Here is a 12,642-nt window from a genome sequence, read left to right on the forward strand (position 1 = left end):
CCTCCAGCGCCCGCTGCTCAGGTGACGCCTGCTCCCGCTCCGGGTCAGGCGCCCGAGGCGCCGTTCGCTCCGCCCGCCCCGCCCGCTCCGCCGGTGACTCCCGTGTCCTCCGCCCCGCAGCCGGACGCCGTGCCCGGCGCTCCGGCGGACGGCGGGTTCGAGCTCCAGCGACCGCAGGCCCCGGCACCCGACCCGGCGTCCGCCCCGACGCCGGCGCCCCAGCCCGTGGCGCCTCCGGCCGCCCAGGTCGCGCGGACGGCCGAGGAGGACGGCGACTGCGGGAACGGCGATCTCGAGAGCGGCGCCACCATGCGCTTCTCGGCGATCGCCCTCAAGCGGGAGATCGCCGAACACGCCGCCGCGGCAGAGCCCGAGGGCCGGCCGGAGGAAGTCGCCGCCGAGGCCCGGGAGCCCGAGGGCACTGCCGCCCCGGACCACGCGTCGGCGGACGTGGCGGAGTTCCCGGCGGACGGTTCGCAGACCGCCGACGGCCCTGCCCCGGACGGTTCCGAGCCCGCCGCCCCGCAGACGGGGACGGAGACGCCCGGCGCCGACGTGCCCCAGGACGCGGCCGACGGTGCCGCTGGCGAGGGCGACGCCGCCGAGACGGAGACGGGCCCCGGGCTCGCCGAGGCCGAGACGGCTCAGGACGCCGAGCCGGTGACGGGCCCACAGCCGGAGGCGTCGCCCGCGGTCGGGGACACCGCCCCCAGGCACGACGCCGCCGAGGTCGCGTCGCACGCGGCTGCCTCGGACAACCCCGAGCCACAGGACAGCGCGCCCCAGGACGCCCCTCCCACCGGCCCGCCCGTCTGGACTCCCCCGCCCGTCCCGCAGGGCGGCCTGCCTCCGCTGCCGCCGTCGTACCAGCCCGCCGCTCCGGCTCCGGCGGACCAGTGGCCGGCCCAGCCCCAGCCGGCCGACGCCGCGCCTTTCGCGTCTGCGGCCGCGCACCAGCCCCCCGTCCAGCCCCAGGCGGCGCCGCCCGCGCCGGTCGGCTGGAACCCACCGGCACCGGAGCCCGCTCCGGCCGCACCGCAGCCCGGCTACGGCTTTCCGCAGCCCCCTGCTCCCGCGCCCGCGCCGACGGCCCAACAGCCTCCCGCCCGGCAGCCGGGTTACGGGTTCCCCCAGCCCGGCGGAACCCCGGCGCCCACCCCTCCGGCGGCTCCCGGGGGCTACGGCTTCCCCCAGCAGAACACCGGCGCGACGGCGCCTCCCGTCACGCCCGGCGCCCCTGCGCATCCGGCGCCTTCAGCGCCCCAGCCGTCCGCCGACGCACAGGCGCCTGCCCAGGCACCCGCGCTGGGCGGCTACGGCTTCCCTCAGCCGCCGGCGCCCCAGCCCCAAGCCCCTCAGGCCCACCAGTTCCCGCAGGCCCCGCAACCTCCGCAGCCGCAGCCGGGGTTCCCGCAGCCCGGTTTCCCCCAGCCCGGTGTCCAGCCCGGCATTCCGCAGCAGGCGGACGGTTCCTTCTCGGCCGCCGGTCCGCAGGGTCACCCGCAGGGTTTCCCCGGGCACGCCCCGCAGCCGACGCCGTACGCGCCTCAGGCGTCCGCGCCCGCGTCCGCGCCCGGTCCCGCCCCTGACGCCTCGTCCCCGCAGGTCCCCCAGTCCCCGCAGATCCCCCAGCAGCCCATGGACCCGCGGGCGGGAGCCGCGTGGCCGCAGCCGATCCAGCACGACCAGCGGCAGCCGGTCAATCCCGGTGCCGCGCCGCTGGGTTACACGGCCGCCGTGGAGCTGTCGTCGGACCGGCTGCTCAACAACAAGAAGCAGAAGGCCAAGAGCGGCCGCCCGACCGCCGCCTCCTCCCGCTTCAAGCTCGGCGGGAAGAAGGAGGAGGCCGAGCGGCAGCGCAAGCTGGAGCTGATCCGCACGCCGGTCCTGTCGTGCTACCGGATCGCGGTCATCAGCCTGAAGGGCGGCGTGGGCAAGACGACGACCACCACCGCCCTCGGGTCGACGCTGGCCACCGAGCGTCAGGACAAGATCCTCGCCATCGACGCCAACCCGGACGCCGGCACGCTCGGCCGGCGGGTGCGCCGCGAGACCGGGGCGACGATCCGGGACCTCGTCCAGGCGATCCCGTACCTCAACTCGTACATGGACATCCGGCGGTTCACCTCCCAGGCGCCGTCCGGTCTGGAGATCATCGCCAACGACGTCGACCCGGCCGTCTCGACGGCCTTCAACGACGAGGACTACCGGCGCGCGATCGAGGTGCTCGGCAACCAGTACCCGATCATCCTCACCGACTCCGGCACCGGCCTGCTCTACAGCGCCATGCGCGGGGTGCTCGACCTCGCCGACCAGCTCATCATCATCTCCACGCCGTCCGTGGACGGCGCGAGCAGCGCCAGCACCACGCTGGACTGGCTGTCCGCGCACGGGTACGCCGAGCTGGTCTCGCGGTCCCTCACCGTCATCTCCGGGGTGCGCGAGACCGGCAAGATGATCAAGGTGGACGACATCGTGGCGCACTTCGAGACGCGGTGCCGCGGTGTCGTCGTCGTGCCGTTCGACGAGCATCTGGCCGCCGGCGCCGAGGTCGACCTCGACATGATGCGGCCCAAGGTGCGCGAGGCGTACTTCAACCTCACGGCGCTGGTCGCGGAGGACTTCATCCGTCATCAGCAGCGCCAGGGGCTGTGGACCAGCGACGGCAACCCGCCCCCGGTGGCCGCCCCGCCGATGCCGGGTCAGCAGCTGCCCGGTCAGCCGGCGCCGGGGCAGCCGTACCCCCCGCAGGCCGGTCAGCCGTACCCGCAGGCGCCCCAGCCCGGTCCCGGCCAGCCGTACCCCGCGCAGGACCAGCCGTATCCGCAGGACCCGGGCCGGCCGTATCCGCAGCAGCCGCAGCCCCAGCCGGGGCAGGACCCGTACGCCCAACCGCAGCCCCAACCCCAGCCGCAGCAGCCCCAGCAGCCGCACCCGGGGTACCCCCCGCCGGGTTACGGGTACCCCCAGCACACCCAGCAGCCGCAGCACCCCCAGGCGCCGCAGCCCGGGCAGCAGCCTCCCCAGCAGTGAGCAACGCCGAAGGGCGGCCGGGGTCTACGGACACCGGCCGCCCTTCGGCCGTTCACTCGGTCGCGGGCGGGCCCGCGGGGGCTACCGCTGCGCCGCCACCAGTTCCCGGCAGCGCTGCACGTCCAGCGCCATCTGCTCCAACAGGCCGTCCAGCGAGTCGAACTTCGCCTGGCCGCGCACGAAGGCGAGGAAGTCGACGGCGACGTGCAGGCCGTAGAGGTCGAGGCCGACCCGGTCGATGGCGTACGCCTCCACCGTGCGCTCGGTGCCGTCGAACTGCGGGTTCGTGCCGACGGAGATCGCGGCCGGCATCGCCTCGCCGGCCACGTGCAGCCAGCCCGCGTACACGCCGTCCGCCGGGATCGCGGTGTGCGGCAGCGTCTCGACGTTCGCGGTGGGGAAGCCGAGTTCACGGCCCCGCTGGGCCCCGCGCACCACGACGCCCTCGACCCGGTGCGGACGGCCGAGGATCTCGCCGGCGCCCGCGAGATCGCCTTCGGCGACCAGGCGCCGGGTCAGCGTCGAGGAGAACGGCTGACCGCCGCCCGCCTCGCCGCACAGCACCAGGTCGACCACCTCGACGTCGAAGTCGTAGACCTTGCCCTGCTCGGCGAGGAAGTCGACGTTCCCGGCGGCTTTGTGGCCGAAGCGGAAGTTCGGACCCTCGACGACCGCCTTGGCGTGCAGCTTGTCGACGAGGACCTTCACCACGAAGTCGGCGGGAGAGAGCTTCGAGAACTCCGTCGTGAAGGGCAGGATCAGGACCGCGTCGACCCCCAGTTCCGCCATCAGTTCGGCGCGGCGGTGGTGCGGGGCGAGCAACGGCGGGTGACTGCCGGGGCGGACGACCTCGCTCGGGTGCGGGTCGAAGGTGACGACGACCGCGGGAACGCCCAGCTCGCGGGCGCGGTCCACGGCGTGCCGGATGATCAGCTGGTGTCCTCGGTGCACCCCGTCGTAGGACCCGATGGTGACGACGCTGCGTCCCCAGTCCTCGGGGATGTCCTCCAAGCCACGCCAGCGCTGCACTGTGACCGCTCCTCGAACCCGTGTCCGTAACCACTGTTGTCTGTCACGCAGGTCTAAGGGTGCCATGCCGGGTGCTCAGGGCCCGCATCGGCATGGAGGCTGTGACCCGGCACACGGAGCCCGCCCCGGTGCGTTCACGCGGGCACGCGCGCTCCCGCCAGGCTCTCCAGCGTCCGGCGGGCGCTGGGGCCGACCACCGCGGCCCACTCCCCCGGGTCCCGAGCGAGCCAGTCCACCACCTGCGCGGCGAATCCCGGCACGTGACGGCCGAGATCGACCAGGCCGCGGTCGAAGCGGGTCGCGCCGTCCGGGGTGCGGACGAGCAGGAGGCCGACGCGGTGGACGAGCGCCCGCACGTCCTCGCCGCCGCGCCCGGCGGCTCCGTACAGGACGGCGTCCAGCACGGCGGGGGCGCGTTCGTGGGCGAGGAGGTGGTCCAGGAGTTCGCCGCGGGCAGGGCCCGACTCGGGGGCTCCGGGAGCGGCCAGCACGCCGGCCAGGGCGGCCCGCGCCTGCTCGGGGCAACCACCGTCCAGCAGGCCGGTGACCAGCGGGAGCAGGGCGGCGCGGGCGGCGGGCCCGTGGTCGAGGCGGCGGCCGACGGACGCGGCCAGGCGCCCGGCGCTCTCCGGCCGCCGTTCCAGCGCCTCCCGCAGGAGGGCGGCGATCCGATGGGCCAGGGCAGGGGTGGCGGCGTCGACGAGGGCGTCCAGGACGCCGGCTGTGTCCGTCCCGCCCCTGTACGCACGGCCGATGTCCGTCCCGCCGGTGTCCGTCGCGCCCCTGTCCGCCCGGCTGATGTCCGTCCCGCCGGTGTCCGTCCCGCCCCTGTCCGCCCGGCCGGTGTCCGTCCCGCCGGTGTCCGTCCCGCCCCTGTCCGCCCGGCCGGTGGCCGCACGGCCGGGGCCGTGCAGCCGGGTGCGGAAGGCGTCCAGGACCGGCGCGGGATGGGTGCTCAGGGCGGTGAGGAGGGCTTCCGGGGGCAGCTGCCGGTCGCCCGCCGCGAAGCGCTCCAGGGCCTGCGGGAGATGCCGGGAGCGGGTTTCGGGGTCCCGGACGAGGAGGGCGAGCGCGCCGCCGTGCAGGGCGCGGTCGGCGGGGCGGGAGAGCAGGACGAGGGCGGCGGCGCGCAGCAGCCGGCGGTCGGCCTCGGTCCGGACGTGCGGCGCGGCGCGCAGCCCGTGCGCCGTCGCGGCCGCCCGCCGGGCGGGCCGCTCGTCGTGCGCCCACCGTTCGACGGCCCGGCACAGCGCGGACGGCTCGTCCTCGGCGAGCACGGCGAGCAGTTCGTCGGCGCGGGGGTGGGCGCAGTCGACGAGGGCCTCCACGAGCTCGTCGGGGGCCCGGCGGCGGTGGGTGTGCAGCAGCGCCTGCGCCGCCGTCGCCACGGTCGCGTGCGGGGTCGCGGGCAGCGGCCGCTCGTCGTCGAACCAGTGGGTGAGGCAGGGCTGTACGGCGGTGGGGTCGGCGGCGAGGAGCCGGGCGACGGCGTCGAGGTGGCGCAGGCCGTCCGTGTCGTGCGGGGCGGCGTCGGCGAGGACCAGGCGGCGCAGGAGGTCGAGCCGGGCGTCGGGCGGCAGGGCGAGCCGCGTCCAGAAGGCGGGACCGAGGTCGGCGAACCGGCCGGCGGCCGCCCCGGCGGCGCCGATCCGGTCCGCGATCAGGCGCAGGACGGACGTGTAGGGCGTGGCGTCCGGGACGCGCAGCAGGGTCCCGGTGAGCAGACGGGCGGCCCACCACGAGTCCGGGTCGGCTTCCAGCGCGTGGGTCAACTCGCGCAGCCGGGCGGCGAGTCGGTGCGGGCCCTGCTGGCGGGCGACGAGCAGCAGGGCCTGGACGACGGGGCCGATGCGGTGGTGCGGGACGGGCAGCGCAGGGCCGTCCTCAGGGGTGCCGGGACGGTGGACGAGGGCGCGCAGCGCCTCGTCCAGGTCGAGGTGGGCGCCCTGGATCCAGTCGGCGAGTTCCTCGTGGGCGAAGCGGTAGCCGTTGCCGGCCGGCACGAGGAGGCCCTCGGCGAGGACCGCGGACGCCCAGCCGACTCCGCCGCCGAGACGGGCGGGCGCGGGGCCCCACGGGAAGACCGCCTCGAACGACGCCCGGTCCAGGCCGCCCTGCCCCGGGCCGAGACTGCGCCGGGCGGCCTCGTGCACCTGGCCGGAGACCTTCGCCGCGAGGCGCCGTACGGCGCCGCCGCGCAGCCCGCTCCCGGCGGCGAGGCGGACGGCGACGCGCAGGCACATCAGGTCGAGGTGGGCGGCGAGCACGTCGTCCCGGCCGACGGGGGCCGGGTCGGGCGGGCCGGGGAGCGCGGCGCGGACCTCGGAGAGGAGGCGCAGGGTGAGGGGGTGCCGGTCGTCGGGGGCGGTGAGCGCGCCGTCCGGGAGGCAGTGGCGGGCTCGGGCCTCGCGCGCCTCGTCCGGTGTGAAGTCGCCCAGGCGGACGCAGGGCGGAAGCGGGTCGCCTGCCGCGGCGGTCCCGTGGAGCAGGTCCGGCGGGACGTGGGCGCCGGCCTGTTCCCAGTACTCGCTCCGGCACGCCACCACCAGCCGTGCTCCCGTCTCCCGCAGCCACCGCGCCGTGCCCTCGGTCCATTCGGCGAGCCGGTGCGCGAGGACCGGGGGCATCTCCTCGGGTCCGTCCAGGAGGAGCAGCAGCGGGCGTCCGACGGTCCGGGCGACCCGGGCGACCCGCTCCGGGGTGACGTCACCGAGGTCGGAGCCGGGAAGGTCGCCGGCCGGAGGGAGAGCCGCCCCTCGCCCCGGTCGCGAAGCCGCGACGATGCGGGCGGCCCTGGCCAGGGTGCGGCGGGCCGCGTCGGCGAGTGATCCGTCCTCGTCCTGCAGGTCGGCGCCGCGCAGCCAGAGGGTGGGGGCGGGCTCGGCGCCCCGGGTGCGGCGGGCGGCGAGGGCCGCGAGTTCCGTCGTCCGGCCGCTGCCCGGAGCGCCGACCAGGCCGAGGACGGCCGCCGGGCCCGCCGCGAAGGCGGCGAACTCCTTTGCGGGGATGGCTCGTTCGACGGGTTCGGAGGCGGCGGGACGGGATCCGTCCCCGGTGCGGTCGAGGGAGTGGTTCAGTGCGCCCGGCGGGCCGTCCGAGCCGACGGACATGGCCGTGAGCTCCAGGACCGCCGCCAGGTTCAGGTCGGCGCCGTACGCGGGCACGGTGGCCGCGTTGCGGGCGAGCAGCTCGGCGAGGGGCCCCTGAGCCGCGGCCCCCGCCGCCACGGCCGTTCCGCCGGTTCCCGCCGTTTCCGCGGTCGCCGCGCCGGTTGCCGCCGTTTCCGCGGTCGCCGCGCCGGTCCCCGGCGTTTCCGCGATCGCCGCCGTCCGCACGGTCCTCGCCGTCTCGGCCGTCGCCGCCGCTCGCCCGGCCGCCCCCGTCCGCCCGTCCCCGTCGGCCGGAGCCGCGTCCCCCGCCTCGGGCGGCTGCCCCGCGGCCCGGACGTCGTCCCAGGGCGCCGTCGGCGCGCGGGAAGACGCAGTCGAAGCAGTCGCGGTCGGGGAAGGCGCGGTCGGGCGGCAGGACGCGGTCGGGGCAGGCACGGGCGTCCCGTCACCGCCCTCGCCCGGCTGCCCGCCGGGCGCGCGGGTGAGCGGGCGCAGCGGCACGGCGAAGCCGGTGCGGCGGTCGCCGCAGTGGAGCGCGGTGCCGAGGACGGCGACGACCGCTCCCGTGCCGGCGTCGAGGACCGGTCCGCCTGCCGCGCCCCCGCCCGGTCGCAGGGCGTCCCGGCCCGCCGTGCCGATCGCCAGCTCCAGGACGCCGTCGAGGCGGTGGAAGCGGTCGGCGGCCGTGTAGGCGGCGGTCGTCTCGGCCAGCACCCGTGCCTCGCGCCAGCAGCCGGCGGCCAGCCGGACGTAGCTGCCGGTCTCGACGCCCTCCCGGACGGTCACCGGCAGCGGCTCCGCGCCGAGGCCCTCGGTGCGCACGAGCGCCAGGTCGAGTTCGGGCAGCGGGGTCACCGCGTCGGCGGCCACCACGCAGCTGCGGCCGCCGGCGGCGTACAGCACGAGCCGGGGCAGGCCGTCGACCGCCTCGTGGCTGGTGACCACCGTGCCGTGGTGGTCGGCGACGAAGCCGGCGCCGCGCGGCCGGCCGGCCAGGTCGCGAATGCGGACGAGACCGGGGTCGGGACCGGGATCGGTGTCCGGGGTGTGGGGGACCTGGGGGACGTCCGGGGCGTGGGGGGCCGGGGAGACCTCCGGGGCGTGAGGAGCCTGGGGGGTGTCCGGGGCGTGGGGGGTGTCCGGGGCGTGGGGGGTGTCCGGGGCGTGGGGGACCTGGGGGGTGTCCGGAGCCTGGGGGGCGTCCGGGCGGTCCTGCGGCGTGCTCCGCACGCAGTCGTGCCACGGTGCCCGCAGGCCCCGTCCCGCCATCGTCGTACCTCCCGCCGCGCCCGCGTGTACCTGCGTCCGACGGTAGGGGCGAGTTGATCAGGGAGACAGATCGCCGGGCGAAAGCGCCCCCCTGCGCTCCCTCGGTTCACTCCGAGCGCCCGGCCGGACGGGTGAAGGGAACGCGGTCGCCGGCTACACCTAGGGGGGTGGGGGAACCGAGGGGGACCGTGCAGCGGCGACGCAGCGGCATGCCGTGTTCGCCGCTCCACGGGCCGGGGGCACGGGGCTCAGCCGAGGACGGCCAGGCTCCTCGCCTTGCCCTTCTGTTCCTCCACCATGGCCAGGAAGCGGCCCTCGGGGTCGAAGACGGCCACGGCGCCCGCGTCGGCGTACTCGTCGGGCATCTCCAGCCGTACGCCGTTGAGGAGCAGCCGGGCTCGCTTGGCGTCCACGTTCCAGCGGGGGAACGCGGCGGCGGCCGCGTCGGCGATCGGCATGACGCTCAGCTCCTGCTGGAGCTGGTCCAGCGTCTTCGCCGAGTCGAGCTTGTAGGGGCCGACTCGGGTGCGGCGCAGGGCGGTGAGGTGGCCGCCCACGCCGAGACCGCCGCCCAGGTCGCGGGCGAGGGCCCGGATGTAGGTGCCGGAGGAGCAGACGACGGAGACGACCAGGTCGAGGACCGGGGTGCCGTCCTCGGCGACGGCGTCACGGACGTCGTACACGGAGAAGGACGAGACGGTGACCGGGCGGGCCGGGATCTCGAAGTCCTCGCCGTCACGGGCCCGCTTGTAGGAGCGGACGCCGTTGATCTTGATGGCGCTGACCTTGGACGGCACCTGCATGATGGCGCCGCTCAGCTCGGCGATGCCCGCGTCGATCGCGTCCCGGGTGACCTTCGAGGCGTCCGTGGAGCCCGTGATCTCGCCCTCGGCGTCGTCGGTCAGGGTGGTCTGGCCGAGCCGGATCGTGCCCAGGTACTCCTTCTCGGTGAGCGCCAGGTGACCGAGGAGCTTGGTCGCCTTCTCGATGCCGAGGACAAGGACGCCCGTCGCCATCGGATCGAGCGTGCCGGCGTGGCCGACGCGGCGGGTCCCCGCGATCCCCCGCATCTTGGCCACGACGTCGTGCGAGGTGAAGCCCGACGGCTTGTCGACGATGACCAGGCCGTCGGGCGGGGTCGGCTTGCGGTTCATCAGGCGGAGTCGTCCGTCTCGTCCTCGTCGCCGGGCTTCTTGTACGGGTCGGCGTCGCCCGCGTACCCGGCGCCCGCGGACACCTCGCGGACCTTCTCGTCGGCGGCGCGCGCCTTGTCGAGGAGGTCGTCGATGGTGCGGGCGTTGTCCGGCAGGGCGTCGGCGACGAAGGCCAGCGTCGGCGTGAACTTCACGCCCGCCGCACGGCCCACCTCGGAGCGCAGGACGCCCTTGGCGCTCTCCAGGCCGGCCGCCGCGGCCGCCCGCTCCTCGTCGTCCCCGTACACGGTGTAGAAGACGGTCGCCTCCCGGAGGTCGCCCGTGACCCGGGTGTCCGTGATGGTGACGTGGGAGCCGAGCCGCGGGTCCTTGATCCCGCGCTGCAGCTTCTGGGCCACCACCTGCTGGATGAGGTCCGCCAGCCTCTTGGCGCGCGCGTTGTCGGCCACTGGTCCGTCTCCCGTTCTTTCTTCTTCTCTTGCGTTGCGTGGTCGGTCGGTCAGTCGTCTTCGCCGTGGAAGCGGCGTCTGACCGACAGCAGCTCCACCTCGGGGCGCCCGGCGACCAGCCGTTCGCACCGGTCCAGTACATCGGTCAGGTGCTCCGCGTCACCCGAGACCACGGCGAGGCCGATCCTGGCCCTGCGGTGGAGGTCCTGGTCGTCCACCTCGGCGACGCTCACCGCGAACCTGCGCTGGAGCTCGGCGACGATGGGACGGACGACGGAGCGCTTCTCCTTCAGCGAGTGGACGTCGCCGAGGAGGAGGTCGAAGGACAGAGTCCCCACGTACATGTGTAACCGGTTCACCCGCCGGTACGGGATCGACGGCCCTGCCGCCATGGGACAGGGACATCAAGAACGGTACAGCGTTCCCGGCGGCGGCTCGACGGGGTTTCCCTCGCTCGTGCCCCCGCCGGACGCCGTACCGGCCGGCGGGGAACGATCCCCCGCCGGCCGGTACGCACCTCGGGCGGTTACGCCCGCGGCTTCTCCCGCATCTCGTACGTCGCGATGACGTCGTCGACCTTGATGTCGTTGAAGTTTCCGAGGTTGATACCGCCCTCGAACCCTTCGCGGATCTCGGTGACATCGTCCTTGAAGCGGCGCAGGCCGGAGATGGTGAGGCTCTCCGCGACCACCTTGCCGTCGCGGATGAGGCGCGCCTTGGTGTTGCGCTTGACCTCGCCCGACCGGACCAGGACACCGGCGATGTTGCCCAGCTTGGACGACTTGAAGACCTCGCGGATCTCCGCCGTACCGAGCTCGACCTCTTCGTACTCCGGCTTGAGCATGCCCTTGAGGGCCGCCTCGACCTCTTCGATCGCCTGGTAGATGACCGAGTAGTAGCGGACGTCCACGCCTTCGCGCTCGGCCATCTGCGCGGCACGCCCTGCGGCGCGCACGTTGAAGCCGATCACGATGGCGTCGGAGCCCATCGCCAGGTCGATGTCCGACTCCGTGACCGCACCGACACCACGGTGCAGGACGCGGATGTCGACCTCTTCGCCGACGTCGAGCTGGAGCAGCGAGGACTCGAGAGCCTCCACCGAACCGGACGCGTCGCCCTTGATGATGAGGTTGAGTTCCTGCACCAGACCGGCCTTGAGGGCCTCGTCCAGGTTCTCCAGGGAGAACCGGACGCCCCGGCGGGCGAAGTTGGCGTTCCGCTCACGAGCGGCGCGCTTCTCGGCGATCTGGCGGGCCGTACGGTCCTCGTCGACGACGAGGAAGTTGTCGCCGGCGCCCGGGACGTTGGTGAGACCGAGGACGAGGACCGGAGTCGAGGGACCCGCCTCTTCCAGGTGGTCGCCCTTGTCGTCGAGCATCGCGCGGACTCGGCCGTACGCGTCGCCGACCACCATGGTGTCGCCGACCCGAAGAGTGCCTCGCTGGACCAGGACGGTCGCGACCGCACCGCGGCCACGGTCGAGGCGGGACTCGATCGCAATACCCTGCGCGTCCTGCTCCGGGTTGGCCCGCAGGTCGAGCGAGGCGTCCGCGGTGAGGACCACGGCCTCCAGGAGCGCCTCGATGTTGAGGCCCTGCTTGGCGGAGATGTCGACGAACATGGTGTCGCCGCCGTACTCCTCGGCCACCAGACCGAACTCGGTGAGCTGACCGCGCACCTTGGTCGGGTCGGCGCCCTCGACGTCGATCTTGTTGACCGCGACCACGATCGGCACGTCGGCCGCCTTGGCGTGGTTCAGCGCCTCGATCGTCTGGGGCATCACACCGTCGTTGGCCGCCACCACGAGGATCGCGATGTCGGTCGACTTGGCGCCACGGGCACGCATGGCGGTGAACGCCTCGTGACCGGGGGTGTCGATGAAGGTGATCTTGCGCTCTTCGTCGTTGACCTGAGTCGTGACCTGGTACGCACCGATGTGCTGCGTGATACCGCCGGCCTCGCCCGCGACGACGTTCGTCTTGCGGATGGTGTCGAGAAGGCGGGTCTTACCGTGGTCGACGTGACCCATGACGGTCACGACCGGCGGACGCGCGACGAGGAACTCCTCGCCGCCCTCGTCCTCGCCGAACTCGATGTCGAAGGACTCGAGCAGCTCGCGGTCCTCCTCCTCGGGGCTGACGATCTCGAGGACGAAGTTCATCTCGTCCGCGAGGAGCCTCAGCGTCTCGTCGGAGACGGACTGCGTGGCGGTGACCATCTCGCCGAGGTTCATCATCACGCCGACGAGCGACGCCGGGTTGGCGCCGATCTTCTCGGCGAAGTCGGTCAGGGACGCACCACGCGACAGGCGGACGGACTGCCCGTTGCCGCGAGGCAGCATCACGCCGCCGACCGACGGGGCCTGCATGGCCTCGTACTCCTGGCGCCTCTGCCTCTTCGACTTGCGACCGCGACGCGCGGGACCGCCGGGACGACCGAAGGCGCCCTGCGTGCCACCACGGGCATTGGGACCGCCCGGACGACCGCCGAAGCCGGGACGGCCACCGCCGCCGCCGCCGAAGCCGCCGCCGCCACCGGGACCGCCGGGGCGACCGGCGAAGCCGCCGCCGCCCGGACGGGCGCCGCCGCCACCGGGAC

7 protein-coding genes are annotated in these 12,642 nt (G+C 75.0%); 1 reads left to right on the plus strand and 6 read right to left on the minus strand.

Annotation, left to right across the window (positions count from 1 at the left end; genetic code table 11):
* Positions 1 to 102: 102 nt before the first annotated feature.
* Positions 103 to 3,033: an AAA family ATPase gene (locus ACFVYK_RS28310; protein WP_389778890.1), complete on the plus strand. Its 2,931-nt coding sequence runs from the start codon at positions 103 to 105 to the stop codon at positions 3,031 to 3,033.
* 81 nt (positions 3,034 to 3,114) lie between these two features.
* Here ACFVYK_RS28310 and ACFVYK_RS28315 read toward each other — a convergent pair whose 3' ends face one another.
* The 6 genes from ACFVYK_RS28315 to infB all read right to left on the minus strand — a co-directional run.
* Entirely contained in the window at positions 3,115 to 4,062 is a 948-nt protein-coding gene (locus tag ACFVYK_RS28315) for a bifunctional riboflavin kinase/FAD synthetase (protein ID WP_389778892.1), read from the minus strand.
* Positions 4,063 to 4,196: 134 nt separating this feature from the next.
* A complete protein-coding gene (locus ACFVYK_RS28320) occupies positions 4,197 to 8,441 on the minus strand; it encodes a serine protease (protein ID WP_389778894.1) in 4,245 nt (1,414 codons plus the stop codon).
* A gap of 248 nt (positions 8,442 to 8,689) precedes the next feature.
* Positions 8,690 to 9,595 (minus strand): tRNA pseudouridine(55) synthase TruB, encoded by a 906-nt coding sequence (truB, locus tag ACFVYK_RS28325; RefSeq protein ID WP_389778896.1) that lies wholly within the window; start codon positions 9,593 to 9,595, stop codon positions 8,690 to 8,692.
* Positions 9,595 to 10,044, minus strand: coding sequence for a 30S ribosome-binding factor RbfA (rbfA, locus tag ACFVYK_RS28330; RefSeq protein ID WP_054239652.1), 450 nt, complete (start codon positions 10,042 to 10,044; stop codon positions 9,595 to 9,597). The genes truB and rbfA overlap by 1 nt, the downstream gene beginning before the upstream one ends.
* 50 nt (positions 10,045 to 10,094) lie before the next feature.
* Positions 10,095 to 10,388, minus strand: coding sequence for a DUF503 domain-containing protein (locus ACFVYK_RS28335; RefSeq protein WP_389778898.1), 294 nt, complete (start codon positions 10,386 to 10,388; stop codon positions 10,095 to 10,097).
* Between the two features lie 182 nt (positions 10,389 to 10,570).
* A partial coding sequence (infB, locus tag ACFVYK_RS28340) for a translation initiation factor IF-2 (RefSeq protein ID WP_389778900.1) occupies positions 10,571 to 12,642 on the minus strand: 2,072 nt, incomplete at its 5' end.

Source organism: Streptomyces sp. NPDC058291, assembly GCF_042880855.1.
Taxonomy (GTDB): Bacteria; Actinomycetota; Actinomycetes; order Streptomycetales; family Streptomycetaceae; genus Streptomyces.